The following is a 26,503-nucleotide window of genomic DNA, read 5'->3' on the forward strand; positions in this document are numbered from 1 at the left end:
TATCAGTAAAACAATCATTTTTCTATAAGCCTAAGATCTCTCGGTTCGATTTTATTTATATACAGAATTCCATTAAGATGATCTGTTTCATGTTGAATGATTTGTGATTTATAGCCATCTACAATAACTTGATGCCAATCACCGTTTATACTTTGGTATCGAAACCTTATTTTCTTATATCTCGGAACAGATTTACTGTAGAAATGAGGAACAGAAAAGCATCCTTCGGCCATCAAAGTGACCTCTTTGTTTATCGGCGAGTAACTTGGATTAAGCGCGACTTCCCATGACTCAGGAAAAGTTGCGATGCCATCAACAACACTAGGCACGCGATAAACAAACACTGATTTTTTTATACCCAACTGAGGTGCTGCTAACCCTACGGCATTCTTGCCTGTGTTCGCTCTTTCAATTAATCTATTAATTAAATTCTTCGTTTCAACAGAATGAGGTACTACGTTATCAGCCTTTTCCTTTAAGACAGGACCTGTATATACCAAATCGTCAATTGATAGTTTTTCATCAACATCACTATTCACACTCGTACATCCATATGATGAGATACAGACTAACACTAACAATATATATGTAGCTTTAGTTAGATTCATAATACTCCTCCTTGAAGTAATCAACTATAAAACCCAATTTAAAATTTAAAATAATGTTATTTAAAAATTTCAACCTTGGTGCAAAATATAGATAATATAAGATTTTTTATTGCACCATAATATAAATTCCAGTGCAGTTTACGGATCTATTTAAGTTAATAAAGTGACTTCCATTTAATTCATTCTACCTCAGTATCAAGTTTCTTATTCCAATGATGTGCTTACTAATGCTAAAATGCCCCAAATTTAACAGTCGCTAGTTTAAAGGTAAGGTAATGAACCCAATTATTGCGCTATTAAAAGAGAACAACATCGGTGATGAGCAGATCAACAGCATTTTCAAAACGTTGACTGAAAACCCGTTAGCTGCAATGGCAACCATCAGCCAGCTTGGCTTGCCTCAAGAGAAGCTACAACTTCTTATGGGCCAAGTAATGCAAAACCCTGCACTTATCAAAGAAGCAGTAGAAGAGCTTGGCCTAGACTTCTCAAAAGTAGAAGCAGCAAAAGAGCAGCTAAACAAGCAAGGCTAATACGGCTTTCACCCAATACAAAACGCGCCCAACAGGTTATGACATAACTTATTGGGCGCGTTTTTTTGTCACTGATGAAAACGATATAACGCAACTTATGGGTGAATCTTTCACCAAGCGGAAAAAACAATAAAACCACACAAATAGCAGTGCTAAATAGCCCTAACTTTGGTTGGTTTTTGTGCTCGACAAGCTTAGCTATACTCACGCCGAAAACTATTTATAAATCCCTCACTGACAAGTGAGATTGCTCTGGAATTACGCTCCAGCTCGCGAAAGGAAAAATCATGTCTCAATATGTTGTATGCGCACTCTACAAGTTTGTCGCACTGGATGATTATCAAGATATCCGCCAACCACTTACTCAACTGCTTCTCGACAATCAAATCCGTGGCACCTTGCTGCTTGCCCAAGAAGGCATTAACGGTACAGTTGCGGGCTCACGCGAATCAATCGATGCACTGCTTGCTTGGTTCAAGCTTGATGAACGTCTAGCCGATGTTGTCTATAAAGAGTCATTTAACGAACAACAACCGTTTAACCGCACTAAAGTTAAGCTCAAGAAAGAGATCGTGACCATGGGTGTTGAGGGCATTGATCCTCGCCACGTAGTGGGTACATATGTGAAACCAAAAGACTGGAATGAACTGATCTCAGATCCTGATGTAGTACTGGTCGATACTCGTAACGATTACGAAGTCGATATCGGCACCTTCAAAAACGCAGTGAACCCAAACACAGAAACTTTCCGTGAGTTCCCACAATACGTTGAGGACAACCTAGATCCGGCTAAACACAAAAAGGTAGCGATGTTCTGTACCGGTGGTATTCGTTGTGAAAAGTCGACGGCTTACATGAAAGAGCAAGGCTTTGAAGAGGTGTACCATCTTGAAGGCGGCATCCTAAAATACCTTGAGGAAGTGCCTGAAGAAGAGAGCATGTGGGAAGGTGACTGCTACGTGTTTGATGGCCGTGTTGCGGTTAACCACCAGCTAGAAAAGAGTGGCTACGACGTGTGTAATGCGTGTCGTTTACCAATCACTGAAGAAGACAAGCAGTCTGCTCATTATGAAAAAGGCGTAAGCTGTCCTAAGTGTATCGACAAACACACTGAAGAGCAGAAACAACGCTTTAGAGAGCGTGAAAAGCAGGTACAGCTTTCTGCTGCTCGCGGCGAAACTCACATCGGTGGCGACGCTGCGCAGTTGATCGAACAGAGAAAACAGCAAAAACTTGAAAAGAAAGCTCAACAGCGAGCAAACAATAAATAATTGTTATTTTTGAGATAGATAGGGCACTTTTAGTGCCCTTTTTTATTGCTTTCGAGCTTTGCGTTCAGTGACACATTTCTTTAATGGTTATGCTTCTATACTGGTAAGCAAATAAATTAATGAGGACACTAGAATGCTCAATGACAACCACGCTTTTATCCTAGACTTCCCAGAGTTTAAACTCGATATCGTGCAGCTTAACCACGACGACCTTAAGTTCAAAAATAACATGCAGAAATACCACGAACTCGACTACACCATCCGCGAACTTGAAGTTTCTGGTAGCCCAATCGATGACGACAACATGCACAACCTAAAAGTGGAACGCATGGAACTGAAAGACACACTTTACAAGCAGCTATCTCGCCACCATCAGCTTGCTGAAGAATCCAAATAACAAGAACTCGAATTCAAGTCACAGCAACACATAAATATGCAGATACAGGGACGTTCTTTCAACAATGAGACAAGGTGTCGAATCACTTCCATTACGCTACTCCCCCATTCTTCCTTCCGAAGCCGAAACGCAGTTTTCGGTGATAAAAGAGGCGCTTTATTCCCATGTTGAAGCCGTCTTTGGATGGGATGATGAATTTCAGAGGCAACGGATAAACAATGACTATCAACCAGACTGGTTTTATTGGATACACGACCAAGGTGAGCGAGTCGGTTTAGTCTGCTACAAACCTTATCAGCAAGCCTATCACGTGCATTTGTTGATCGTGTTCCCGCAGTACCAAAATCGAAAACTAGGGTATCGAGTAATGAGAGATATCCAAGATCTCACCATCAAAGAAGAGCGTGAAGCCATCACCCTTTCGAGTTTTAGGCGCAATCAGAAAGCGATCGCTTTTTATAAAAGGTTAGGCTTTCAGATAACCGATGACAGCGAAGCGGACTTTGTCAGTCTAGCGCTTCGTGTCACCAAGTAGAGACAGTCCTGAAAGCCACCTCAGATCGTTTTTCAGTCGATTACTTTCGAATATCAAGCTTATCGATTAGAGATGGAAAGCCCCAACCATCTTCTCCAGCCACAACTTGCTCACCGGTTAGGTATTGAAACAAGGTCGGTGCCAGTGAGCCATTCGCTTCAATAGTCAGTGGAGTTGAGTTTTCGCCAATTGGGTCTCCCCAGAAACCAATGAAGGCGTCTTTTTCCAGATAATCTTCACCAGCGTGTCTCCCCGGCACCTTAGTGTTGTAACCAATTCCCTCTTTCGGGAACAGGTTCACACTACCGGCTCTGTCTTCCAAATAGATATTGGCTAACTGGTTTACTGAGTCAGGTCTTGGCGTAAAGCGTGTTAATTGTGTCCATTCGTTAGCGCTGCACCAAGTCGCAGGTTGAGACTTAACGGCGCGATTCAAACACTTATCCACTAGGCGAGAATAAACCGCAAACTCAGAGTCCGTAGGTTGAGGAAGGTAAGGGTTAAGTTGCTGAGTATTCAGAAGCTTCGGACGCTGGCCAGCTTCTAGCGACTCATAGAACAGCTTGCCCCCTTTACGGGTGATAATCTCATCCAAACGCTGTTTATCACGATTACCAATGACTCGTACCGAGCAACTATCCGCATTACAAGTGTCCTCGCGCACAACCATATAGTCTAGCGATTCAGGTAGACGCTTCGCTATCTGATCTATGATATCGATACTGGTCCCTGTAGGCGCAGCCAGTGGAGCCCAATCGGTCAGCTCTTGATAAACAGGTTGAACCTTCCAACCCTGCTGTGAATTGAAGAAGTCCATCATAAAATTACCACCAGCAGTAGAAGCGACGACTACATCCACCGCCTTAAGGCTTGGGTAATCAAGAGCGTTAGTGATCTTCGGCCCTTCCCCTTCATCAGACGAAATCTTCTCAACCACGATTGGGTAATCAAGCTCTTGCTGTAAAGCTTCGAGTACCTGTTTCTCTGGGTTCAGCGCGTAGAACACAGGTGTTAAACCGTGGTCTCCGGCCATACCCCACAGGGTTTGCGAATACACGCCTGCTGCTTTATAGGTATTCTCAACTTGTGTCAGCCAGTAATCCAAGCGGTTGAGTTCACCGGTCGGCATTAAGATCTCATTACTGAATGGGCCCGTGAAGTGCGCAAAATGATCCGGCCAAGGGTTATAGATCAAGGTGTAATCCGGCATACCTTGTCCATCTAACTCAGCGTATTGAGATATCGCCTGTTCAACCTGTGCTTTTTTGGCAAGCTTAGTAAAAAGATCAAAGCCTGAAATCCTTTCGTAAGTTTGGATATCTTCGATTAACGCTTGGCGCATTTCCGTTAAAGTTAGCTCTACATCCGCTCGCTGTTCTAACTCTTTCAAGCAGCGCTTCTCACCGTAGTCACGCAGAGATTCACCAAAACCAAGATTCACTAGGCCATCGTATGTGGTATGTGCATTCCAATCGTATTGAGCGTTGCAATTTAATGTTTTTAGGTAGTTAAGGCGATCAAACATGGTTTGCACCTTATTGTCCGCCATCAACACATCTAACTGCAGCGCATCATTGCCGAAGAAGTAGTAAGCACGGTCGATGTCTCGATCAACAAAATGAAAGTTCGGCACCCCTGTACCACCTTCACCGGAGACGCGTGCGCCAGTTTTAATGATCGGTAGATTGCGAACACTGATGGTCGGCGTCGATGACACACCCACTCGACTAATATTGGTTTTATGTTCGCTATACAGCTTCTTAAAGAAAGGCAGGTAGTGTTGGTCTTGATACGCCTGTTCAGCCAGTTGCGCCATAAAGCTCACCTGCTGCACATGCGGCGGTTCAATCACAGGTTCGAGCTTAGGTTTATACTGCTCACGATTTTGATGATGCTGATTCGCAACCGAGATAAACGGTATACTAGGGTCAACCAACCCCTCAATCAAACCTTGCTGCAAGCCATCAACGGTCACTTGGACCGCAAAGCGACGGTTTTGCTGCGAAGAGAGGAACTCAATCAAATCTTGTGGATTGTCGTCGAAGGCTTGCTGCATCCAATCATCGAGCGCTTCGGTTCTCTCTTCTTTGAAAACAAACTGTCGATAAGCCTTAAGCAAGTTAAGACGGACAAAATCGATCAAGGTAACTGTCAGCGCTTGCGCCTTGTTATTCGGCTTATTCGCATTTTCCTGCTTGCCATCTTCAACGATGGTCATCAATGCTGAACGAATGTCGCTTGGCTCCATGCCTTGCGCAGCCTTTTCAATCAAACCCACGACAATCGGTTGGATTTTATTGATGATCGCCAGATCTTCTTCACTATCCGTCAAATAGGTATAGCTATCTGGTAGGGTGTCCATGTCTCGCCACACACCGATATCGAATAATGCATCGTAGATCACTACCATATTGGCAATAAACTTATCATCAACTCGAATCCCCTCGTGGTGCCCCGTCGCTTCTGTTGAAGTATCAGGATGTTGGTGATTCTCAGAATGCGTTTCTTTCTCTGCAGGCGCATCCCCGAAACGGTACAAGCTATGCTCAAACCCCTTTAACGTCGTTTCGTCGTAAATCGTCGCCAGATACTCTTTGAACACATCTTCATTGCCAATGCCCGCGTAGCGATCGTAATAGCTATATAGAAAGTACCCCAGCGGAATTGAATAAGCAGGATTTGATAGTTGAGCAATCACGCGCGCTTTGGTTTTCGCATCCAAAGGAAGCGCCAATATGTAAACATCTAACGTCACACCAGCGATCGTAAACAGCGTCGCATCACGGGTCAGAGTCGCTGAGTAACTCAAACTAGAAACAACCTGATTTTTCAAGACTTCACTTGAACTGAATACACCACCAATCACAGGCGTTTCTGAAAGTTGCGCATGCACACTTCCCGCCACAAAACTAAGCGGTAATACACTTAGCAATGCCGTTGAACAAGGAAAACGAAAAAGCTGTTTCATTAGGTATCCTTTGGCTAAGCAATCGATTTATAAGACTGACGTATTGTTCCATTCCATGTTTATTAGTCAACCTTAGTTTGCAGCGAGAAAAAATGACAATGCCCCGATTAGCCAGTGGATTAATTCTTACTTATTGATTTATTTATATGAAACTTAGAGACCAATCACACTATTTGCAGTTATTTGTATCATTTATTGGAGCAATTTAACCTAAGATTAGAGCATTGATTTCCACTACGGCACATAAAATGAACAAGTTGGTCGGAAGACACTTAGAAGAGATGGCTGATATTCGTTCGACTCGAAAGCAGAAAATCGTTTACTCCTTTTCACTTATCTCGGCAGCGTTATTCCTTTTCTACACTTGGGCTTATTTCCAAGATGGCTATTACACCCTTTCCGTCTTTGAAATGATGTTCGCCGTTATTGCCGTCATTAATGCCATCTACATCAAGAAAGTTCGAGAACCCCACTATTGTGAGATTTTGTTGAGCTGTGTGTTGCTGATTCAAGGCGTGGTGCTGTTTCTCTACAGCGGAACCATTCCAGAGCGAATGCTTTGGCTCTATCCGATTCTGGCCGCAGTGATTTTCATTAACGAATTTCGCATGGGTTTAATTCTCAGTGTCTCCTTTTTACTATTTCTTGGTGGTTTGGCGGCATTGATGCCCCATAAATTCGTTCTGCCGTTTAACAGCACTCATCGCTTTTCTCTGAGCCTGGTGACCATGAGTGCCGTGTGTCATGTCTCTTCATACTACTTCACTAAGGCTGTTGGCTACATTCAGCGTCTATACCAAGAGGGGATTGAAGACCTCGCCTATAGAGACCAGCTCACAGGGCTCGCTAACCGTTGGAGTTTTGAACGATGGGCGATTGAAAAGCTGAACACCGTCAATACCAACAACAGCGTCACGGCTTTAGTGTTTCTAGATATTGATAACTTTAAGACCATCAATGACAGCTTCGGGCATGATGTTGGTGACAGTGTGTTACAACATTTCGCTCAGCGTCTAAAGAATAATGTTCGCACCAAAGACAGATCGACTCATAAGCATGATTACTCGATTGCCCGTTTCGCTGGCGACGAGTTTGTGTTGATGCTTTATGATGTAAAAAGCAAGCAGGACTTGGATGGTATTTTACATAGAATCAGTGGCTTGTTTGATAACGAGAACCTTACTAATAACCAAATAGGTAAACTCACCTTGAGTATTGGAGTGGCGATGTACCCAACCGATGCTAAAGATCTTGCCGAACTGACGCGATGTGCTGACAAGGCGATGTACTTTGCCAAACACTCTGGAAAAAACCGTTTCGCTTATTACCAAGACAATCTGACGACGCCTTTAATTGAAGATGTGAACCGTTTTGAACCACCTAAACCTATCGAGTCAATACCAAGTAATGTCACTGCTTTGCACCAACAATCCAACTAGCCTGCCATATACATAGCCCATAAACTGATAAGGCCAATAATGACTATCCAAATAACTTGGCGCTGTTTACTCGGGCTCATTTTCTTGGGCTTTAAAACAGAGTTCAGAGCCACGTTTTTCGCAGATAGAAAGAAAGGTCTATCGAGTTCTTCTTTCTTTTTTCTGCGTCGGCACGCCGCGTTTGCTACTTCAGTAAAACGCTGACGTTGATCTGTGGTGAAATCGTTCTCAAAACCAACTCGGCCACTTCTATCGTTGTGTTTAGATCGCACAGCCATCGTCGCCTCCTTGACTAGACCATCCCTATTGTAAGTATAGTCAGTAATCACGAATTTTCTGATATTCAAGTGTGCGATTATCACATTTATGCAGTGCAAGTGACGTTTAAAACTGCCTTTTAGCTCCTTATCACCTCAGTGCTGCCTATAAGTAATAGTGCCAATTACAGGTTAAAATCGCTAACTCACTGCGAATAACAATTCAGTGTTCACTTGTTCAAATTTTTCAAACAAGCCCTTCAATTTTGCACTCTGTTTGAAGTAATGCTTCCTGCTTAAACTATGAGTATTGAAACGTTTGGAGACAACAACCATGGAAAATCGACGCATTACCCAAATCATAGATGCACAAGCAACGTCTGACGGCGATGGTGTGAAGATCCAACGAGTAGCAGGTTTTAACAACGCCAACTTTTCTCCCTTCTTGATGGTTGATGAACTCAAATCCGACGAGAGTAAAGATTACGTAGGTGGCTTTCCTCCTCACCCTCACCGAGGTATTGAAACACTGACTTACATGCTTCAAGGTCACTTCCAGCACAAAGACCATATGGGTAATGTTGGTGAGCTTCGTAGTGGCGGAGCTCAATGGATGGCAGCTGGTCGCGGGGTGATTCACAGTGAAATGCCGATGATGGAAGAGGGTTCGCTGCATGGGTTCCAAATTTGGATAAACCAACCCGCTCGCAACAAGATGAAACCCGCTCAGTATCATGATTTTCAAAGTGACACGGTAACGGAGTTCCGCAGCGAACAAGTTGGACTGTTGCGTCTTATTGCCGGCAATACATTAATTGAAGGCACTCAGTTAAGCGGGCCGTTACAAACCACAGGCGTACCACTTACTATTAGTGACTGGCGCGCACAATTGGGCCAAGCAGCAAGACTGACCACAGAACGCCACCACAATGCATTCGTTTATGTTTATAAAGGTTTGGTTGAGTTAGGCTCACAAACTTTAGTTGCAGGACAATTGGCGTTATTGAGCAAGGCTGACACTCTGGAGATAAAAGCGAAAAAAGAGTCTGGTGTGCTGATTTTTTCAGGAGAGCCCATTAATGAGCCCGTTGTTCACTACGGACCGTTTGTAATGAATAGCATGGAAGAGATCGAACAAACTATCCATGACTTTAATAATGGCGTCTTTGAAACCTATTAAAAGTTTTGTCTTATCGTTAGAAGACAGCTTAAAGTGACGTTATCCACTGCCAAGAATATCGTTCACTAGTTCGCCACGCTCATTCAGAGCGTGGCTTTTTTTAGTCGCTAAAAGTGTTTAGCAACCCATGATATTACAGGTATTACAGGTACTCACAAAGGTAAGCTGTTGCTTCTTCAACCTTAACGTCGAAAGAAGAGTCACCTGCCACTTCAAACGAATCACCCGATTTAAACGTCGACCAATCATCTTCGCCTACACGCTTAATCGTTAGTGCACCTTTTACTACTGTCATTCTTTCTGGGGCAGCAGTACCAAACGTAAACTCACCCGCTTGCATCACACCTACACTAACATCTTCACCCTCTTGTGAAAAACCAAGAGACTTAACGCCACCATCGAAATAGGTATTTTCTTTAATCATTGTACTTCCTTGTCTTTATTCAGAACGGTGTGAGCTTATAAAATGCCTCATCACCAAAATTACGTGCTTGATTGTTTTAACGAATTCATCCGTTTCCTACAAGCAATTAATCGTCATAAGTTAGTGCTTTTGAGTGTTCAATCAACTCACAATAACATTGTGTTAAATACCAAGCCGATGTTAACTCGAAATACGAGTTTACTTCGCAATGTGGATCCTGCTTCTAACTTTGACAACTCTCATTGCAAACTGCATATCCAATAAATAAAATTGTCTTTTGTAATATGAAGAAAACAGCGGTAAAAATGGGAAAAAAGGATTTTAAAAGTAGGGATTTATTAACACAGGCGCTGTTTTACCTGCTTTTATTGACTGGCCTTATCATAGCCGTCTTTGCCAGTTATACCGCTTATCAAACGCATCAGAAATTCATCGATCCAAGCAATGTCTACGGCACATGGATTGAGGTAGGTGCTCCTCCTTATGACACCGATATCCTCTCGCTATCAGAGCAAGGGGTGGTAATGAACCACCGCCTGATCAGTACCAACTTCAAGTTCAATGGCAAAACCATCACCATCAACACCGGCTCTGGAGAAACCGTGTATGCGATAAGTGGCACTTACGATTCGCCTCAGCTTAAACGCGTGGTCCCAAATATTCCTACACAGCAGTTTGTAAAGGAGGGCTATGAACACACGGCTATCCCTCTAAATAGCAGCGCAGTGCAGCAAAGACGTGCTTCATTGGCCGAACAATTCAGAAAATAAGCCATTTTTTACCTACTCCTCTAAAAAGAGTGGCTTTAAAAAAATACTACACCGCTTCCACTTATCAACATAAAAATATGCAATATCAAAAAATTGCACTACGTCATGTCGTAAAAACCCGCCGATAAGACTTTTCCACTAGCAGTGGTGATTTTATAAAACATGGACTCAACCTCTCACCCACTGCGCAACAACTTTGTAACAAGTTGTGATTTTTTCGTTGTCCATCGAAAACGGATTTATTTTCACTTATGAAATTAAAACTCTCTCGAATACTGAACTCGACGCCCCACCTTAAAGGCTGACATGAAGTAGCAACCGATTTAACCGATCAGCGTGTACTTCAACCACATTCAAGGAGTGAGAAAAAATATGATTCGTTTAAACACGTGTGCGACCGCCATAGCACTAGCGCTATCAGGCACCGCACTGGCCGCACCTACCGCACCAAGCATTGATATGTATGGTTCCAATAACCTGCAGTTCTCTAAGATTGAACTTGCGATGGAGACCACCTCTGGCTACAACGACATGGTTAAATACCACGACAAAGCCAAGATAGCGGTTAAGTTTAACCAATGGAGTGGCACCTCTGGCGACACGTACAACATCTATTTTGATGGCGTAAAAGTGGCGACGGGCGCGATCACCGGCAGTCAAACCACCGCGTCATTTGAATACGGCCAAGGTGGCTTATATCAAATGGAAATTGAGGCTTGTGACGCGACAGGATGTAGCAAAAGTGCACCAGCACAAATCACCATTGCCGATACCGATGGTTCTCACCTTGCTCCACTCATTATGAACATCGACCCAAACAACAAAACCTACAACACAGACCCTAATACGGTAGTGGGTACTTACTTTGTCGAGTGGGGTATCTATGGTCGAAACTATACCGTCGACAACATACCTGCGGATAATCTGACCCACATCCTTTACGGCTTTATCCCAATCTGTGGTCCGAATGAGTCAGTGAAATCCGTCGGTGGCAACAGCTTCAATGCGCTCATGACAGCGTGTAACGGCGTCAATGATTATGAGGTTGTAATTCACGACCCTTGGGCTGCCTTCCAAAAAAGCTTTAACCAAGCGGGCCATGAATACAGCACGCCTATCAAAGGCAACTACGCGATGATGATGGCTTTGAAACAGCGCAATCCAGACTTGAAAATCATCCCTTCGATCGGTGGTTGGACTCTATCTGATCCTTTCTTTGATTTTACGACCAAAGCCAACCGAGACACGTTCGTCGCTTCTGTTAAAAAATTCCTAAATACTTGGAAGTTCTACGACGGTGTTGATATCGATTGGGAATTTCCAGGTGGTGGCGGTGCTGCTGCGGATCTGGGTGATCCAGTTAACGACGGTCCTGCTTACATCGCTTTAATGGCTGAGCTGCGTGCAATGCTAGACGAGCTCGAAGCTGAAACTGGCCGTACCTATGAGCTCACATCTGCGATTGGGGTTGGTTATGACAAAATCGAAGACGTGAACTACGGCGAAGCGATTCAGTACATGGATTACATCTTCGCAATGACCTATGACTTCTACGGCGGCTGGAACAACGTGCTAGGTCATCAAACGGCACTCAACTGCGGTAACTTCATGCGTCCTGGCCAATGTGATGGCAGTGGCATTGATGAAAATGGCGAACCGTACAAAGGACCAGCCTACACCACAGACAATGGTATTCAGTTACTACTGGCTCAGGGCGTGCCTGCAAACAAGTTGGTGGTTGGTACAGCAATGTATGGTCGAGGTTGGGAAGGTGTACTTCCATCGACTCTGAGCGATCCGACAGATCCAATGACAGGCGTGGGTAACGGTAAGCTTAAGGGCAGCACTGCACAAGGTGTGTGGGAAGATGGCGTCATCGACTACAAAGGCATTAAAGCCAATATGCTCGGGGCAAACAATCAAGGCATTAATGGCTTTGAGTACGGTTACGACGAACAAGCGGAAGCACCTTACGTCTGGAACCGTACCTCAGGCCAGCTGATCACCTTTGATGACGACCGCTCTGTGAAAGCGAAAGGGGCTTATGTGCGTAGCCTTGGCTTAGCTGGTCTATTCTCTTGGGAGATTGATGCAGACAATGGAGATATCTTAAATGCGATGCACGAAGGCTTAGCCGGCGGTACGACAAACCCAGTTAACCGCAAACCAACCGCATCGGCAGGTGCAGACCAATCAGTTGAAGGCCCAGCTTTTGTTTCTCTAGATGGCAGCGCTTCAAAAGACCGCGATGGCACCATTGCGAGTTACGCTTGGTCTCAAGTGAGCGGCACAGCAGTAACACTGACTAACGTTAATGCCGCTGTTGCAAGCTTCGATGTTGTTGAAGTCGCTCAGCAAGAAACACTGACGTTCAGCCTAACGGTAACGGACAATGAAGGCGCAACCTCGACAGACACTGTGGTTGTAACACTAACACCGAAGAATACTGTGCCAGTTAACACAGCTCCGGTCGCTGCTATCTCCGCACCGGCTGAAGTCAATGCTGGCGATGTTGTGGTCGTGGATGCTTCGGGCTCAACCGATGCAGGCAACGACGCATTAAGCTTCACTTGGGATGTACCATCAGAGCTTAATGCAACGGTACAAGGTGCCTCTGTAAGTTTCGTTGCCGCTGAGTACACTCAAGACACACTGCTGAACTTCTCTGTTACTGTCAGCGATGGAACCGAAACCTCTGTGGCTTCAGCTTCGGTGAAGATTCTTAAGAAAACGACGGGCGGTGGCACATGTAGCAATGCTTGGGATGCGGACACTATCTACAATGGTGGCGACCAAGTGACTCAAGGCAATACGCTTTGGGAAGCGAAATGGTGGACCAAAGGAGACGATCCTTCACAATCTGGCCAATGGGGTGTTTGGAAAGAGATTGGCCCAGCAAGCTGCGCTAACTAAGATCATTTAAAACCCAAGTTCAGCTAAAACCTAGGCTCAATTAAAACCAAGCCTAATTAAAACCAAAGGCCAATCTCATTGCAGATTGGCCTTCTTCTAACATTTATCTAGAGCGACGCGATCAAATCAATGAGTCGAAGCTTTCAAAGACTTGTGGGCACTTCATCACTCGGCCATGTCCTTGACCTTGCGTGGTCACCAAAGTCACTCGCTCCATCTCGTTTGCAGCGCGCTCAGAGACTGAGTACTTGGTGAACTTATCTTTTTCATCGTGCACGATGATCGTATTCGATTGACGAAGCGCCAGTTTGCCGTAAGGGTCAACCGATTGGATTGGGTAGTTAAACTGCTCTTCAACTTCACCCACCACCGCTTCAAACAGTTTCATTGAGTAACCAGAACGAGCCACGCTGCCGAACAAGTTGTCTAGGTAATCCAGTACTGGTGCTATCAGAAGCAGTGGTTTGTTCTCAAGCTTCGCGTGTTTGCACTCCAGAGCCGAAGCGGTACCCATACTGTGTCCGACTAAACCAGCAACGTCTTCTATGGTATCTAGAATGGCTTCCAAACCGTTCACAAATGCAGGAATGTGACCATAAACACCATCACTACCACCATGAGCTGGGTGATCGTAAGCAAGCGCGGTAAAGCCTTTGGCCGCAATGTGTTCCATTAGAGGGTAAAACTGACTTGCCGTACCCGACCAACCATGCGTCAGAACCCAAACAGGACCACTACCAAGTGTATAGGTTTTTAGCACACCGTCGCGGGTTGCAACTTCACCTTTAATCAAACCTTGTGGCTCGCTGTTTTTCGGCTCTGAACGCACAGGCGTCAGTAGCAGCTTACGCGCGGTTTTCTTGGCGTGGCCTGGGGCAATAATGTAGTGCAAGTTAGTTGTCGCACCAATCAGGCTGCGTTTAATGCTGAATTTTGTCGAGGTGTTGAAATAAATTTTGTCACTCATGACCGTTCCTTTTGTCCACTCTAAAATGAGTTGGCCTGTAAGCTCAGCCGAAAAAGAACGACCGTGCTTTTTGTTGTTTTAAAAAATGGCACCCGTACACTAGGTGCCAGTTTGTCTGTATTCTTTTTTAACGACTTACCGTCACGATTTAGCGCTTCCAACTCGAGATTAAGCGCTCTACCCCACTCCAAAAATGGCTGTGGCTCGCCTGTTGGCCGTGCAGCGAGTAAAATAAATTCGCGCTTAAATACAAGCCATACAACTCAAAGATGGCCTGTTTAGGTTTCAAGTCGGCTCGAAATTGCTGATTATCGATAGCTTTGGTTATCTGAATCGTCAAGTAGTCAATCCAAACCGCTATCGATTTCTGCAATGCTTGCTGGATAACCGACTTATCACTACCTACATCTTTCCATGCATCAATAAACATACAACTGCCTTGAAAGGAGTGATTCCAACCAAGCCAGTTGTCGAGTAACTGTTTGAGTTTCACCTCAATATCACCATCACCTAACTCACGAGCGGGCATGATGACGCGTTCTGTGAACACTTGATTCGAGTATTCAAGTACCGCTAACTGCATGTTCTCTTTAGAATTGAAATGAGCAAAAAGACCACTTTTCGACATGCCGCATTGCTTCGCCAGCTCGCCGATGGTCAGACTTTCCAAACCATTCTCGCTCGCCAAAGCAAATGCATGACTTAATATATGCTCTTTCGTAATCTTTCCTTTACTCATCATTCATCACATCAAATTGAGACCTGTCATTTTTAGCACGTTCGTTCTTTTTTGCAATTATTATTTTGCTTCTGCTCAAAATTTGATTTCTTTGTTGCCGATGTTTGTGGAAAAATGCAAATTTATCAATGCGTTTATTTCATCGTCGCTTACTGCTGCGTTTGCTCTTTTTACAACCTCTTGCAAGGACTGCACATGACTTCACTTTGGCAACAATTCGCGTTTTCAGCCTCGATCACAGGGCCCATTTGTCTGATGTTGGTACTCGGTGTCATGCTCAAACGCATTGGATTGATCAATGAGAACTTTATCGACGTCGCCTCAAAAGTAGTTTTCCAAGTCACGCTTCCAGCGATGTTATTCTTGAGTATCGTTCAATCTGATCACGATTTCGCTGCCAGCGGTAAGCTCGTGGTGTTCGGAGTCGTCGCAAACTTTCTGTTCTTCCTATTTACTACGCTGTCCACTCGCCTAGCTTTTGCCGAACCAAAAGATCAAGGTGTCATCGTGCAAGGGGGCTTTAGAGCGAACACCGCCATCATAGGTTTAGCCTACGTTGCGAATATCTACGGGAACGACGGCGTTGCACTGGCTGCAATTTATGTCGCTTCTTTAACTGTGCTCTATAACATTCAAGCTGTAGTCGCTCTGACACCAAAAGGCCAAGAGTCCGGCCAACAAGCAGTACAAGTTATCGTAAAAACCCTGACCAAGAACCCTTTGATCATCGCCATCCTACTTGGAGTCGTGTTCTATGCATTGGCGATTCCCGTTCCCAAAATGGTGTCTGATGCGGGTCAGTACTTTGCCAATATGACGCTGCCACTCGCCCTTTTATGTACTGGTGGGTCGTTAGATATTAGCTCTCTAAAGAAAGACCAAACCTCCACTTGGTTTGCCACTAGCTATAAATTGGTACTGGCTCCACTCGCTATTACTCTCGCGGCACTACTTTTTGGCTTTAAAGAGCAAGAGCTGGGACTGATCTTCCTTATGAGTGCAGCCCCAACCGCCGCCGCAAGCTATGTGATGGCACGCGCAATGGGGGGAAACTCAACCTTAGCTGCCAATATCATTGCGCTGACAACAGTGATGTCACTAATCACCTGCACGCTGGGTATATTCACTTTGAAAGCAACTGGATTGATATAGCTGCGAGTCGCTTCAAACAAACGGGCTTTGATTGGGTAGAAACCAGACTTTCTTTTGATTTAACGCTAGAGCAAGACCCAAGAACACTGCTAACTTCTTGGAAAACTTTTCTAAGAGTCTTGTTATGTCTACAACTAGTTCAAAATCGTCTACATATATTGCCAGCCTAGAGTTAGGTCGTGTGGTCGCTATTTTGGCGATCATCGGCTTACACTGCCAAATGGCCCTCTCTTATGCATTAATCGATGAGGTTCCATGGGTAGGTTATACCCTCAACCAAACGGCTCGTTTTGCCGTACCGTTGTTCTTCCTCATTTCCGGTTACCTTATTCAGCCTAAGCTTACGTGCTCGCCATGGGAAACTTTGATAAATTATTCCAAACCACTGCTTAAGGTTTGGTTAGCTTGGAGCATTATTAGCTTACTGATGCCGTTCAATCTCGGTAAAGTGATGGAGGTGGGTTACCTGGCAGAGCGAGAAGGATACTGGGGCTTTCTGATGTCGACACCACTGAATAGCTTATTCGAAGGCGGTTTAGTGCACTTATGGTTTATCCCCGCCCTCATCTGTGCGGTTGCGATTCTCGCACTGCTCCTCGAAATGAAGCTAACTAAAGCGATATTGCCTGTGGCGCTGGTGTTATACCTTTACGGCGTCTTGGCGGGTAGCTATGCACCTTTGACTGAATTGGAAGCGCCGATTTTCACACGCAATGGTCCTTTCTTTAGCACACTGTTAGTCGCCGTTGGCTTTATGATTCGCCAAAACAGTTGGAGACTCACTTCGATGCAATCCATCGCGATGGCCGCATTAGGAATGGCATTCCACTTTGGCGAAGCGTCTTGGTTGATGGGATATGATGTCGCATTCAATATCAATGACTTCTTAGCGGGCACTGCATTGTGGGGCATCGGCGTGTTTATGTGGTTGCTTGCAAACCCAACCGTCGGTGACAAGCGTTGGATTCAGGCTATTTCCAGCCGTATGCTTGGTATTTATGTTAGCCATCTACTGCTGATCATCGTGATGTTTAATATCTGCGGAATGCTCGGTATTACAGGCTTGTTTAAGGATGTTCTCACTTACAGCATGACGATAATTCTCAGCTTCGGCTTAGTCGTCGCGCTTGAGAAAAGCCCTTTGCGCAGTGTGCTACTTCGCTAATTCATTGTCTAGCTTAGCCAACTCATGGAGATAGACCAAGGTCGTGGCTTGCAGAGAACCACGACCTTTTTCTTTAACTGCTACGACCAAAGCCTCGCGATTCCCATCCAATTTTATCCTATACTCATTCTTAATAAGTCTTTATTTTTCAGGAAGAAGAATGACACTATTGCGGCTCATTACGCTTGGTTTTTTCACCTATTCAACACTTGTTTTTGCCACTCCTTGGACTTTTGTAAAAAGTGACGATGGGATAACAATCCATAAACGCGACCACGGCAATGGCTTGGTAGAAATTCGAGCTCAAATGCAAGTCGAGACCAGCTACTCCGGTTTCCTGCTATTACTTGAAGACAGCGATAACGTGCCCAACTGGATCGATAATGTGTCCCACACTGAAGTGCTGATGCAGATCTCTGCCAACGAAAACATTGTCTATACCCAATTCAAAGCCCCATGGCCAGCCCGTGACAGAGACATGCTGACCTACTCCAAATATGAAGTGGAAGAGGGTCAATTTACTCTGACTATTAAAGACGCGTCGAACTACCTTGCAAAAGAGTCTGGCTATATCCGCATTCGCGATGTGGACGCTATATGGACGCTGCAACCTCTCACTAACGGCTTCACACACATCAACTACATAGCTTATGCAAACGCCGGGGGCATATTACCTGATTGGCTAATGAATCGCTTGTCGGCGAACAACGCCTTTAGCACCTTTCAAAAACTCAAACGTCAGTTGCCAAAGTATCAAGGGAAACAGCACCCCAACTTAAGCCAATAGCGTGTTATTTTCAGTCGTCAGAGAATTTACCAGCCACTGCTTTAATTACGCCTCGCCAAGTCGCGAGCAAGAATCAAAGCCAAGCCAGTTAAGACAATCATCCATGGTGGAGGTAGGCGTAACGCCATGGCAATCCTTACATGAGTTTATCAAATGGAAGATAAATCAAGTTTAGGACAACCAGAGACACCATGCTGCCAAAGGTTAAATACATACCTCGCTTTCTGCCTTTTAGACTACGCGCCAGAATACTTTTACCGTGAATAATACGACCGACGATAAAAGCGATACCGATAATATGAATCAACCACACATTGACACCATTGAACTCTAACAATGCCATTAGAATCACAGTTATCGGGATATAGTCCATCGCATTACTCTGCGCAGAGCGAGCGATTTGCAGCGATTCAACACCACCATCTGCATGGGCGACCTGATTCTTCCTTCTCTGCTTGATCACTTCAATGGCTAACCAAAGCATAATAAGGGCGAGTAAAGAGGCATATAACGCTGTAACCATGGTGTTTCCTTTTCCTAAGCGATAACAATCGATAATGAGTAACTTAAAGGAGTATCAAGTTTGCTCGTCGGTTTGTAAGAGATCTCTTACAGCCACTGTAAGAGATCTCAAATAAGCTTCGCAGAATATACTCAAAACACAAACTCAACTTATTGTTTTCTAATGTTCCGCGCACAATTCTTCCTATTTATTGAGCTAAATTATCAATTTTCTCCATTGCGAGTAACATCACTAACGTGTTTAATTGAATTGTCGACAGGGAGTTGGCAGGAACAGGAAAAACCTAACGGATTAGGTATCTTCAGGAAGAAGATTTGATAACACAGGAAGCGTTATCAGCAAGGAAGTCGCACTCTAGGATGAGTTACTTATCAGGATGATAAGATCAAGGACACCGCTAGGAAGGCGATGAATTGGATAGGTTAATGGAGTTAACCAAGTCAAGGAACGATGCAGGGAGCATACGTTACCTTATTTAATAACAAATAAGATACAACGTTGGTAGCAGGATGGCTACGTAAAAGAACAGACCCCGTTTGGTGTACGCCAAACGGGGTTTTCTTTTTATGACTTCAAACATTAACCATTTGAATTAATTAGAGTTCTATCACACTACGCTCCAATAATTGGGTCTACGCTTTTACGCGTACTGATTCGGCCAACCACATGGAGCGTAAATTATGGCAAACACAAAGGTTTTCGCCTTTCTATTCGCGATTCTTCCTTCATTATCTTTTGCCAGTGAGGTAGGTGCGGTTCATTCGCTCGACCTCACGCAATCTTCCATCGGCTATCTCTGTCTTGCCATTTTTGTCATCGCTTATGTGTTTGTAATGATGGAGGAATACCTTCAGCTGAGAAAATCCAAACCTGTTCTGCTCGCGGCTGGCCTTATTTGGATTGCGATTGGCTTAACCTACCAGAATTACCAACAAATCGAGGTCGCTCAACAAGCATTAGAGCATAACCTGTTGGAGTACGCAGAACTGTTACTGTTCTTATTAGTGGCTATGACCTACATCAGTGCGATGGAGGAGCGACGCCTGTTTGATGCACTGCAAGCTTGGATGGTAGGTAAAGGCTTTAACTACCGTTCACTGTTTTGGCTCACGGGTATTCTGTCGTTCTTCATCTCTCCAATTGCCGACAACCTCACCACGGCTTTGCTCATGTGTGCCGTGGTGCTCAAAGTCGCAGGTTCGAATCCGAAGTTTGTTAACCTCGCCTGCGTTAACATCGTCATTGCTGCCAATGCAGGAGGCGCATTTAGTCCATTCGGTGACATAACGACTCTCATGGTCTGGCAAGCGGGCTACGTGAACTTCTCCGAATTTATGCCGCTGTTTATTCCATCAGCGGTCAACTATCTCGCGCCCGCGTTGATCATGTCTTATTTTGTTCCGACCACACAGCCAGACACAGTCCACCAGCACGTGGAGCTCAAACGCGGTGCCAAGAGAATTGTATTTCTATTCATCATGACAATCGCTACTGCGGTTGCCTTCCACGCCGTCATTCATTTCCCTCCAGTCATTGGCATGATGATGGGACTGGCTTATCTGCAGTTCTTTGGCTTCTTCCTCCGTAAAACCCTTCCTAAATCGTTGGCCAAGAAAAAAGCGATGGCAATCGCCAACCACGACGAAGCGGCACTGAAGCGCTTGGGCTCAGTGGTTCCCTTTGATGTATTCCGACGTGTTTCACACGCAGAGTGGGATACTCTGCTGTTCTTCTATGGTGTTGTAATGTGTGTCGGCGGCTTGAGTCTACTTGGATACTTAGAATTAGCTTCTGGCGTCATGTACAGCCAATGGAACCCAGTTTGGGCCAACATCATGGTGGGAGTACTATCTGCAATCGTAGATAACATTCCGGTGATGTTTGCGGTGCTCTCTATGGAGCCAACTATGTCGATCGGTAACTGGCTTCTTATCACATTAACAGCGGGCGTTGGAGGGAGCTTGCTCTCAATTGGTAGCGCCGCAGGTGTAGCCTTGATGGGAGCAGCTCACGGAAAATATACCTTCTTTGGTCACCTTAAGTGGATGCCTGTTATCGCGATTGGTTATGCATTGAGCATTGTCGTGCATCTCATGATGAACTCGAGTCTGTTTTGATACCAAATTTAGTCGATTATTGGCAATGTACAGGCACCTTGAGGGGCTTGAAACGGAAATCATCGCCGAAGTGATTCAAGATCACTCGGCGAATTACTGTCGCGGCTCGGGGACGCGTGTCCAAACGTTACTCAACTGTAGGCCTGGACAGCCGTTGCAGGTCAATTTTTTTCCGTCATTATGGATACGCATGACTAACCCAGGCCCCATTTTGCTACTCGCGGAGTTCAGCTCAATACTGATCAAGTCATCATCAACGCTGTAGTCACGCGTGATGCTGGTATCCACTGTTTGATAACGTACTTTCCCTGATTCAAAGATCAAATAACTTTCGTTATCTGGGTTTTCATATATACCGCTGAAAAGGATCAGTTGAGGGACCTCAAATGGCTTGGTCGTTTCGCTCAAACATCCAGTCAATAAAACACTGCTACACCCAATCGCCGTAATCATTTGTCGGTTCATAGAGGCTTTCTACTTTTATATATTTTTCCTAATTTATAAATGATAAGCAGTGAACTATTGAAACACCAGAAAACAATAAGAGTATTTATTCAACTTATTGATAAAATACCTTCTAATCGGAGCAATGCTGATTTTCTCTCTATGCCTCCAGCATAGCCTGTCAGTTTACCGTTTTTACCAATCACGCGATGACAAGGCACTATAATAGAAATTGGATTTTTTCCGTTCGCCAACCCAACCGCTCTTACCGCTTTTGGGTTACCAATCTCATCCGCAAGTTGTTGGTAACTCCATGTTTCACCAAAAGGAATACGCGTCAAGGCTTGCCAAACTGACTGCTGAAATGGCGTTCCCTCTGCCGCGATAGGTAGTGAGAAATGGTTCAGTTTCCCAGAAAAGTAATCATCGAGCTGACGCTTAGTTTCTGCAAACAGCGCAAAGGTATCATCTTGTTGACCAAGGTCTTCTGGCTTCGTGGTATAGGTTTCAAACCAAACACCCAATAATCCCTCCTCACAGCCTTGTATCGTCACAACACCTAGCGGACTCGAGTAGTAAGTAAATCGTTTAATCATTGTTTTTTTATCCTAGTATCGGGAATGACTGACAAGTTTAGAAATGGCTCCAACAATGGAAGGTCGCATAGCTGCCCCACGGTGATACCTTGTTTGCTGTGATACTGACATGTTGATCGATAAATTTCTTTACGATCAAATCGCCAGAGAGTAGGTGATCCGGTTCACTCAAACCTCTCAACAAGGCATATTGCACTGTCCATGGTCCTATTCCTTTCAGAGCCAGCCATTTGCTTGGGTGTTGATGTGGGTTTTCAACCATATACACAGCAAATCGGTGCAAAGTGTCTTTGCGACTCTGTGGCATTCTTAAAAAGCTGATGTCTGCCTGCAACACTTGTTCAGGAGTTGGAAAATAGAGAGTTCCTTCTTTCGGTGACAACTGTTTGGCCAGTAAATTCAATTGACCGATAGCGGCTTTGACCGACACTTGCTGCCCTAAAATCGCACGCACACCCGCTTCCCAAGGCGACCATACTCCTGGAATGCGAATGCCGGATTCTTTAATCAGAGTAGAATCTACCTTACCTAGGTGCGCTTCAACTCGATTGATGTCGACATCGAGATCAAACATGCGACGAATCTGGCGGATCAGATTGCGCAGCTGATTCATCTGGCTAAGTTCAAACTCGACTTCCAGATAACTGCCAGCTTGCTTGTTGTTTTTAACGCAACGAATACAAAACTTAGCGGTAGCGTCATTGATGATAACCGTGCGTTGGTAATAATCATCTCCCACCTCTTCGACACCCTCAATCATACGTTTGCGATAAAAGTTAAGCATATGAGGCCAATTCACAGTGCCTTTAACAGGCAAACGCACCGTGTTAGTTGAGCTTTTTTCAGCACCAGATTTTCGAATCTGCGATGGCGAAAGCTTCATCACCTTCACAAAAGCATCATTGAAACGGCGCGTACTCTTAAACCCACATGCAAAACCGATGTCGGTAATACTCATCTGACTGTTATGTAACAGCTGCTTCGCGAACATAAGCTGGTTATAGATGGCGTACTGTTTTGGCGAGACCCCCATATATTTGCTAAACAAGCTGCGGAGGTAACGATCAGAGATACCCAAACGTTGGCACAAAGCAACACTGCTCCCTTCAGCCAATTCGCCATCTTCAATAAGCTTAAGTGCCCGCAAAAAAGTGGTTTCTACGCCTTTCCATGCCGGCGAAAAAGGAGCGCTATCTGGGCGGCAGCGCAAACAGGGACGATAACCCGCTCGCAGCGCTTGCGCTTGGTTTGAGAAATACTCAACATTTTGCTCTTTAGGTGGCGACGCCGGACAGATTGGACGACAAAATATGCCTGTCGTCTTCACAGCAATGAAAAACAGGCCATCAAAGCGCGCGTCTCTAGCAAGACGGGCTTGTTGACACTGCTCGCGGCTGAGGCCGCTGTATCGATGAATGTTGCCTTCCATGTGCCTTTTAAAATCCATAACGTCAAGTGAATAAAGAAAGTGTATCCACAAGCCGAATTAACGCTAGCCACTTTCGGAAGTGAATATGTATTAAATTTAATTTTTTAATTTGCTTTTGACAAAGTTGGACTAATCTTAGAAGTAAGAAAAGGTTTCTCTCGCAACGTCACAGCTCTCACTTGGGCGCCTAAGATGCCAAGGATGGCTGAACCAACAAGGATAATTGGCTATGGATCTGCACACCTGTCGCATTGTTCTTAAGAACAAGCAAGTTCTCACCTGTCAGTCTGTTGAACAATCTCTCGGTTTTCTAGAAGGCACTTCCGAAAACGGCATTTCAATGATTGAGATTGATGCGACTGACGGTCATCAAATCCACTCTTTCCTGTCTCACTCGCTGGAAGAGTCCATTGAGAACCTAATGAATTTATGACATCTCGCATGTGTCACTCGCCTTCAAAGGCTTAAAACTATAATGGCTCTCAACCGAGAGCCATTATTTTATGCATTTAATCTTGCTGTTCGTTTCCACCAATCAACAATGGTTACTCAGACAACGGTTACTCAGACGTGGTCTCCGCAGCTTGCTGCAGAGTGTAAGCGGTAGACGGGTCGATCTCTTTCACCAGTTCTTCTACCTGCACAATCGCATCCACCGAGGTACTCGATTTACGGTAGCTGAGGTAAATCGGGCGATACCAATCTTCTACGCCTTTAACCTTATGTAGCTGCCCTGATTCAATGAAAGGCTCAACCAAAGATACCGGTAGATAAGCACTGCCGCCTTTTTCCAAAATAAAATCCAAAGCAATACGCGCTGTCGATGTACGCAAGTATGGTGCAGAAACTTTAGGGTGGCGATCCGCATGTTCAGAACCAAAGCGAGTCCCCCAATCGACATACACATATTTGCCTTGAAACACGCTTTCAAGATCGTCAGGCTCTGTCGATACCAATACTAAGACTAAATCCGCAACCTTTTTACAATTCAGCTCTTCAGCTTTAATCTGATCAAACGCAAAAGCCATATCTAGCGTACGCTCCAGCAGATTACGGTTGAGCTGCTCACGACCCATGACTTCAGCCATGAAGCCGTAGCCACCGAAAGAGTCAGTAACCACACTCAAACAGTTTTGCAAGTACGCATCCCAAATATTAGGGGTACCGCCCAAGGTCAATTGCAGCGCCTTACCACTTTCCAATGAGAGCTCAAACTTAGCCTGTTGAAGTGTAGAGACCATAACTTCTGCGTAGCCAATTAAACGCTCGCCAGAGGACGTCAACTTTATATTGTTGCGATCACGAATAAAAAGCTGAGTATCAAAATAGCCTTCAAGTTGCTTGATACGGGCACTCACAGCTGCTTGAGTTAAATACAAGTTTTCAGCGGCACGACCAAAGTGGCGCACCCTTGCGACCTCTAGAAAGGTTCTAAATACTTTCACATCCATCAAATACATCTCTGTAATAAATCTGCTAACTAGCGGATCTAGGATTGTTTATCGTGAGGGAAAAAATGTTTTGTTTTCCATTTTTACCTTTTAACAATATGTTCGCATGAGCAACAAAACACTAATTTCAATCCAACCACATTACTGAGGCTGTTATGTCTGAGACCGAATTCCGACACGGAAAAAAACGTTTTTATGACACCACCAAATTCCCAAGAGGGTTTGCTAAGTCAGGTGATTTTACTCTTGTCGAAGAAGAAATCCTAACCTTGTTTGGTGATACCATGTTAGCACTTGAGTCCGGTGAACTTGCACCGATCAACGCTGAAGAAAAACACTTTGTAAAAGTGTTATCGCACCCTCACAAGGCGAAGTCTAAGTTAGAGCGTGTTTGGTTAAAATACATCCAACTTGCTCGTGGACGTCGTCGCTTCCACACTCTTAATGGCTGCAAACGTGGTGAAGTGCCAAGAGAAGAGTACGACAACGAGTTGGTGTTGGAAGATTAATCTTCAGAGCTCAAGGTGTATCTACGCCTTGAGCTTACTTGTTAACACAACATCTAAAAATTTAGCGAATCAAGACACCTTAACAATATTTTTATAAGTTTCATAATGATAGCGTTAAATAATTTGCTGTCAGGGTTGTTCACACCTACGATTTTTCTTCGAGTTTGAATACCGATTAATTTTATTTAACCTTCCATTCAAAAAATCATCCATTTTTCTAACCTGTGAATTATCCGCTAATTCCCGCTCATAACATTCTCAAAAAAGCCTTTTATGACAAGCAGATGAAGCTTGTTTAACGATAATAATTATCCCCATGAATACTATGCAAGTTTGACACTTAGTGTCACATATATCATTAAAAATCTAAAAATTTGACCTAAAACAATGGCAGAAATAGATCACTTATTTTATAATGCGAATTAATGTTTCAGCACACTATAAATTATTTATCTTAGGGGCTAAAAAAATGAGACTTATTCCTTTAAACAACGCGGCACAAGTAGGTAAATGGGCAGCTCGTCACATCGTTGATGCCATCAAAGCATTCAACCCAACAGCTGATCGTCCATTCGTTCTTGGTCTACCTACCGGTGGCACACCACTAACGACTTACAAAGAGTTAATTGCACTATACAAAGCAGGTGAAGTTAGCTTTAAAAACGTTGTTACGTTCAACATGGATGAGTACGTAGGCATCGATCCTAACCACCCTGAGTCTTACCGTACTTTCATGTACACAAACTTCTTCAACCACGTTGATATTCAAGAAGAGAACATCAACCTACTAGACGGCCAAGCAGAAGACATCGATGCTCACTGTGCTGCATACGAAGAAAAAATCCGTTCATACGGCAAAATCAACCTGTTCATGGGCGGTATCGGCATCGACGGTCACATCGCATTCAACGAACCTGGTTCTTCTCTAGCTTCTCGTACTCGTATCAAGACGCTAACTGAAGAGACGCGCATCGCGAACTCTCGCTTCTTCGACAACGACATCAACCAAGTGCCAAAATACGCACTAACTATCGGTGTTGCGACTCTACTAGACGCTGAAGAAGTCATGATCCTGACTATGGGTCACAACAAGGCACAAGCTCTACAGGTTGCTATCGAAGGTTCTGTAAACCACATGTGGACGGTTACAGCGCTACAAATGCACCGTAAAGCTATCATCGTTGCTGATGAGCCAGCTCAACAGGAGCTAAAAGTGAAGACTCTACGTTACTTCCAAGAGCTAGAAGCTGAGAACATCCAAGACCTATAACCTAAGGTTTTGTTGAAACAAAAAGCCACTTCGGTGGCTTTTTTTGTGCCGGTCATTTT

Annotated in this window: 27 protein-coding genes; 15 read left to right on the plus strand and 12 right to left on the minus strand. The window is 44.5% G+C overall.

The window, feature by feature from the left end; genetic code table 11:
- Positions 1-14 precede the first annotated feature (14 nt).
- Positions 15-608 (minus strand): peptide deformylase, encoded by a 594-nt coding sequence (locus AC6I7V_RS16840; RefSeq protein WP_498012327.1) that lies wholly within the window; start codon positions 606-608, stop codon positions 15-17.
- Positions 609-883: 275 nt separating this feature from the next.
- Between AC6I7V_RS16840 and AC6I7V_RS16845 the strand changes: the two genes are divergently transcribed.
- From AC6I7V_RS16845 to AC6I7V_RS16860, 4 genes are all read left to right on the plus strand, one after another.
- Positions 884-1,141 (plus strand): DUF2999 family protein, encoded by a 258-nt coding sequence (locus AC6I7V_RS16845; RefSeq protein WP_032553574.1) that lies wholly within the window; start codon positions 884-886, stop codon positions 1,139-1,141.
- A 287-nt stretch (positions 1,142-1,428) separates the two neighbouring features.
- On the plus strand, positions 1,429-2,412 hold the full coding sequence (gene trhO / locus AC6I7V_RS16850) for an oxygen-dependent tRNA uridine(34) hydroxylase TrhO (protein ID WP_498012328.1): 984 nt from the start codon (positions 1,429-1,431) through the stop codon (positions 2,410-2,412).
- 133 nt (positions 2,413-2,545) lie between these two features.
- On the plus strand, positions 2,546-2,809 hold the full coding sequence (locus AC6I7V_RS16855; RefSeq protein ID WP_372063496.1) for an HP1242/YdcH family protein: 264 nt from the start codon (positions 2,546-2,548) through the stop codon (positions 2,807-2,809).
- 64 nt (positions 2,810-2,873) lie between these two features.
- The gene (locus AC6I7V_RS16860; protein WP_498012329.1) at positions 2,874-3,344 is read left to right on the plus strand and encodes a GNAT family N-acetyltransferase; all 471 of its coding nucleotides are present in this window, start codon (positions 2,874-2,876) and stop codon (positions 3,342-3,344) included.
- A gap of 40 nt (positions 3,345-3,384) precedes the next feature.
- Here the strand turns inward: AC6I7V_RS16860 and AC6I7V_RS16865 are convergent, their stop codons facing one another.
- On the minus strand, positions 3,385-6,312 hold the full coding sequence (locus AC6I7V_RS16865) for an alkaline phosphatase family protein (protein WP_498012330.1): 2,928 nt from the start codon (positions 6,310-6,312) through the stop codon (positions 3,385-3,387).
- Between the two features lie 281 nt (positions 6,313-6,593).
- On the opposite strand from AC6I7V_RS16865, the gene AC6I7V_RS16870 reads away from it, so the two are divergent.
- Positions 6,594-7,751, plus strand: a complete 1,158-nt coding sequence (locus AC6I7V_RS16870) for a GGDEF domain-containing protein (RefSeq protein ID WP_338062736.1) — start codon at positions 6,594-6,596, stop codon at positions 7,749-7,751.
- Here the strand turns inward: AC6I7V_RS16870 and AC6I7V_RS16875 are convergent.
- Entirely contained in the window at positions 7,748-8,029 is a 282-nt protein-coding gene (locus AC6I7V_RS16875; RefSeq protein ID WP_498012331.1) for a hypothetical protein, read from the minus strand. The genes AC6I7V_RS16870 and AC6I7V_RS16875 overlap by 4 nt on opposite strands.
- Positions 8,030-8,342: 313 nt before the next feature.
- Here AC6I7V_RS16875 and AC6I7V_RS16880 point away from each other — a divergent pair, with 313 nt between their 5' ends.
- Positions 8,343-9,188, plus strand: a complete 846-nt coding sequence (locus tag AC6I7V_RS16880) for a pirin family protein (protein WP_498012332.1) — start codon at positions 8,343-8,345, stop codon at positions 9,186-9,188.
- 142 nt (positions 9,189-9,330) lie between these two features.
- Here the strand turns inward: AC6I7V_RS16880 and ppnP are convergent, their stop codons facing one another.
- On the minus strand, positions 9,331-9,612 hold the full coding sequence (ppnP, locus tag AC6I7V_RS16885) for a pyrimidine/purine nucleoside phosphorylase (protein ID WP_255232345.1): 282 nt from the start codon (positions 9,610-9,612) through the stop codon (positions 9,331-9,333).
- Between the two features lie 305 nt (positions 9,613-9,917).
- On the opposite strand from ppnP, the gene AC6I7V_RS16890 reads away from it, so the two are divergent.
- Entirely contained in the window at positions 9,918-10,382 is a 465-nt protein-coding gene (locus tag AC6I7V_RS16890; RefSeq protein ID WP_498012360.1) for a DUF2850 domain-containing protein, read from the plus strand.
- Positions 10,383-10,754: 372 nt separating this feature from the next.
- Positions 10,755-13,295, plus strand: coding sequence for a glycosyl hydrolase family 18 protein (locus AC6I7V_RS16895; RefSeq protein WP_498012333.1), 2,541 nt, complete (start codon positions 10,755-10,757; stop codon positions 13,293-13,295).
- Between the two features lie 121 nt (positions 13,296-13,416).
- On the opposite strand, the gene AC6I7V_RS16900 is transcribed toward AC6I7V_RS16895, so the two are convergent.
- Positions 13,417-14,262, minus strand: a complete 846-nt coding sequence (locus AC6I7V_RS16900; RefSeq protein ID WP_498012334.1) for an alpha/beta hydrolase — start codon at positions 14,260-14,262, stop codon at positions 13,417-13,419.
- 148 nt (positions 14,263-14,410) lie between these two features.
- Positions 14,411-15,001, minus strand: coding sequence for a TetR/AcrR family transcriptional regulator (locus tag AC6I7V_RS16905; RefSeq protein WP_255232817.1), 591 nt, complete (start codon positions 14,999-15,001; stop codon positions 14,411-14,413).
- 195 nt (positions 15,002-15,196) lie between these two features.
- Here AC6I7V_RS16905 and AC6I7V_RS16910 point away from each other — a divergent pair, with 195 nt between their 5' ends.
- The gene (locus AC6I7V_RS16910; protein ID WP_255232341.1) at positions 15,197-16,153 is read left to right on the plus strand and encodes an AEC family transporter; all 957 of its coding nucleotides are present in this window, start codon (positions 15,197-15,199) and stop codon (positions 16,151-16,153) included.
- Positions 16,154-16,277: 124 nt separating this feature from the next.
- Positions 16,278-17,318, plus strand: coding sequence for an acyltransferase (locus AC6I7V_RS16915; protein ID WP_498012335.1), 1,041 nt, complete (start codon positions 16,278-16,280; stop codon positions 17,316-17,318).
- Here the strand turns inward: AC6I7V_RS16915 and AC6I7V_RS16920 are convergent.
- Positions 17,307-17,429 carry a hypothetical protein gene (locus tag AC6I7V_RS16920; protein ID WP_255232339.1) on the minus strand — a complete coding sequence of 41 codons (123 nt, stop codon included), beginning with the start codon at positions 17,427-17,429 and terminating at the stop codon, positions 17,307-17,309. The two genes, AC6I7V_RS16915 and AC6I7V_RS16920, sit on opposite strands and share 12 nt — an antisense overlap.
- A gap of 49 nt (positions 17,430-17,478) precedes the next feature.
- Here AC6I7V_RS16920 and AC6I7V_RS16925 point away from each other — a divergent pair, with 49 nt between their 5' ends.
- The gene (locus tag AC6I7V_RS16925; protein WP_498012336.1) at positions 17,479-18,105 is read left to right on the plus strand and encodes an START domain-containing protein; all 627 of its coding nucleotides are present in this window, start codon (positions 17,479-17,481) and stop codon (positions 18,103-18,105) included.
- Positions 18,106-18,241: 136 nt separating this feature from the next.
- Here the strand turns inward: AC6I7V_RS16925 and AC6I7V_RS16930 are convergent, their stop codons facing one another.
- Positions 18,242-18,628, minus strand: coding sequence for an MAPEG family protein (locus AC6I7V_RS16930; protein ID WP_255232336.1), 387 nt, complete (start codon positions 18,626-18,628; stop codon positions 18,242-18,244).
- 680 nt (positions 18,629-19,308) lie between these two features.
- Here AC6I7V_RS16930 and nhaD point away from each other — a divergent pair.
- The gene (gene nhaD, locus AC6I7V_RS16935; protein ID WP_498012337.1) at positions 19,309-20,745 is read left to right on the plus strand and encodes a sodium:proton antiporter NhaD; all 1,437 of its coding nucleotides are present in this window, start codon (positions 19,309-19,311) and stop codon (positions 20,743-20,745) included.
- A gap of 93 nt (positions 20,746-20,838) precedes the next feature.
- Here the strand turns inward: nhaD and AC6I7V_RS16940 are convergent, their stop codons facing one another.
- The 3 genes from AC6I7V_RS16940 to AC6I7V_RS16950 form a co-directional block, all read right to left on the minus strand.
- On the minus strand, positions 20,839-21,210 hold the full coding sequence (locus tag AC6I7V_RS16940; protein WP_261883252.1) for a hypothetical protein: 372 nt from the start codon (positions 21,208-21,210) through the stop codon (positions 20,839-20,841).
- Between the two features lie 89 nt (positions 21,211-21,299).
- Positions 21,300-21,785 carry a methylated-DNA--[protein]-cysteine S-methyltransferase gene (locus tag AC6I7V_RS16945; protein WP_255232333.1) on the minus strand — a complete coding sequence of 162 codons (486 nt, stop codon included), beginning with the start codon at positions 21,783-21,785 and terminating at the stop codon, positions 21,300-21,302.
- A 37-nt stretch (positions 21,786-21,822) separates the two neighbouring features.
- Positions 21,823-23,214: a DNA-3-methyladenine glycosylase 2 family protein gene (locus AC6I7V_RS16950; protein WP_498012338.1), complete on the minus strand. Its 1,392-nt coding sequence runs from the start codon at positions 23,212-23,214 to the stop codon at positions 21,823-21,825.
- A 229-nt stretch (positions 23,215-23,443) separates the two neighbouring features.
- Between AC6I7V_RS16950 and AC6I7V_RS16955 the strand changes: the two genes are divergently transcribed.
- The gene (locus tag AC6I7V_RS16955; RefSeq protein ID WP_255232331.1) at positions 23,444-23,647 is read left to right on the plus strand and encodes a hypothetical protein; all 204 of its coding nucleotides are present in this window, start codon (positions 23,444-23,446) and stop codon (positions 23,645-23,647) included.
- Between the two features lie 127 nt (positions 23,648-23,774).
- Here the strand turns inward: AC6I7V_RS16955 and AC6I7V_RS16960 are convergent, their stop codons facing one another.
- On the minus strand, positions 23,775-24,665 hold the full coding sequence (locus AC6I7V_RS16960; RefSeq protein ID WP_255232330.1) for a LysR family transcriptional regulator: 891 nt from the start codon (positions 24,663-24,665) through the stop codon (positions 23,775-23,777).
- Between the two features lie 155 nt (positions 24,666-24,820).
- Here AC6I7V_RS16960 and AC6I7V_RS16965 point away from each other — a divergent pair, with 155 nt between their 5' ends.
- Together AC6I7V_RS16965 and nagB are read left to right on the plus strand one after the other, a co-directional pair.
- The gene (locus tag AC6I7V_RS16965) at positions 24,821-25,174 is read left to right on the plus strand and encodes a MaoP family protein (RefSeq protein ID WP_255232329.1); all 354 of its coding nucleotides are present in this window, start codon (positions 24,821-24,823) and stop codon (positions 25,172-25,174) included.
- A 469-nt stretch (positions 25,175-25,643) separates the two neighbouring features.
- Positions 25,644-26,444 carry a glucosamine-6-phosphate deaminase gene (nagB, locus tag AC6I7V_RS16970; protein WP_255232328.1) on the plus strand — a complete coding sequence of 267 codons (801 nt, stop codon included), beginning with the start codon at positions 25,644-25,646 and terminating at the stop codon, positions 26,442-26,444.
- Positions 26,445-26,503 lie beyond the last annotated feature (59 nt).

Source organism: Vibrio sp. KUL70 (assembly GCF_059725515.1).

Coding starts and splice junctions, on each gene's coding strand:
- ppnP (WP_255232345.1), bottom strand. CDS start 9,612: ATGATTAAAGAAAATACCTATTTCGATGGTGGCGTTAAGTCTCTTGGT.
- AC6I7V_RS16905 (WP_255232817.1), bottom strand. CDS start 15,001: ATGAGTAAAGGAAAGATTACGAAAGAGCATATATTAAGTCATGCATTT.
- AC6I7V_RS16925 (WP_498012336.1), top strand. CDS start 17,479: ATGACACTATTGCGGCTCATTACGCTTGGTTTTTTCACCTATTCAACA.
- AC6I7V_RS16945 (WP_255232333.1), bottom strand. CDS start 21,785: ATGATTAAACGATTTACTTACTACTCGAGTCCGCTAGGTGTTGTGACG.
- AC6I7V_RS16955 (WP_255232331.1), top strand. CDS start 23,444: ATGGATCTGCACACCTGTCGCATTGTTCTTAAGAACAAGCAAGTTCTC.
- nhaD (WP_498012337.1), top strand. CDS start 19,309: ATGGCAAACACAAAGGTTTTCGCCTTTCTATTCGCGATTCTTCCTTCA.
- AC6I7V_RS16875 (WP_498012331.1), bottom strand. CDS start 8,029: ATGGCTGTGCGATCTAAACACAACGATAGAAGTGGCCGAGTTGGTTTT.
- AC6I7V_RS16865 (WP_498012330.1), bottom strand. CDS start 6,312: ATGAAACAGCTTTTTCGTTTTCCTTGTTCAACGGCATTGCTAAGTGTA.
- AC6I7V_RS16915 (WP_498012335.1), top strand. CDS start 16,278: ATGTCTACAACTAGTTCAAAATCGTCTACATATATTGCCAGCCTAGAG.
- AC6I7V_RS16895 (WP_498012333.1), top strand. CDS start 10,755: ATGATTCGTTTAAACACGTGTGCGACCGCCATAGCACTAGCGCTATCA.
- AC6I7V_RS16855 (WP_372063496.1), top strand. CDS start 2,546: ATGCTCAATGACAACCACGCTTTTATCCTAGACTTCCCAGAGTTTAAA.
- AC6I7V_RS16845 (WP_032553574.1), top strand. CDS start 884: ATGAACCCAATTATTGCGCTATTAAAAGAGAACAACATCGGTGATGAG.
- AC6I7V_RS16840 (WP_498012327.1), bottom strand. CDS start 608: ATGAATCTAACTAAAGCTACATATATATTGTTAGTGTTAGTCTGTATC.
- AC6I7V_RS16860 (WP_498012329.1), top strand. CDS start 2,874: ATGAGACAAGGTGTCGAATCACTTCCATTACGCTACTCCCCCATTCTT.
- AC6I7V_RS16960 (WP_255232330.1), bottom strand. CDS start 24,665: ATGGATGTGAAAGTATTTAGAACCTTTCTAGAGGTCGCAAGGGTGCGC.
- AC6I7V_RS16930 (WP_255232336.1), bottom strand. CDS start 18,628: ATGGTTACAGCGTTATATGCCTCTTTACTCGCCCTTATTATGCTTTGG.
- AC6I7V_RS16880 (WP_498012332.1), top strand. CDS start 8,343: ATGGAAAATCGACGCATTACCCAAATCATAGATGCACAAGCAACGTCT.
- AC6I7V_RS16965 (WP_255232329.1), top strand. CDS start 24,821: ATGTCTGAGACCGAATTCCGACACGGAAAAAAACGTTTTTATGACACC.
- AC6I7V_RS16950 (WP_498012338.1), bottom strand. CDS start 23,214: ATGGAAGGCAACATTCATCGATACAGCGGCCTCAGCCGCGAGCAGTGT.
- AC6I7V_RS16870 (WP_338062736.1), top strand. CDS start 6,594: ATGGCTGATATTCGTTCGACTCGAAAGCAGAAAATCGTTTACTCCTTT.
- trhO (WP_498012328.1), top strand. CDS start 1,429: ATGTCTCAATATGTTGTATGCGCACTCTACAAGTTTGTCGCACTGGAT.
- AC6I7V_RS16910 (WP_255232341.1), top strand. CDS start 15,197: ATGACTTCACTTTGGCAACAATTCGCGTTTTCAGCCTCGATCACAGGG.
- nagB (WP_255232328.1), top strand. CDS start 25,644: ATGAGACTTATTCCTTTAAACAACGCGGCACAAGTAGGTAAATGGGCA.
- AC6I7V_RS16890 (WP_498012360.1), top strand. CDS start 9,918: ATGGGAAAAAAGGATTTTAAAAGTAGGGATTTATTAACACAGGCGCTG.
- AC6I7V_RS16900 (WP_498012334.1), bottom strand. CDS start 14,262: ATGAGTGACAAAATTTATTTCAACACCTCGACAAAATTCAGCATTAAA.
- AC6I7V_RS16940 (WP_261883252.1), bottom strand. CDS start 21,210: ATGAACCGACAAATGATTACGGCGATTGGGTGTAGCAGTGTTTTATTG.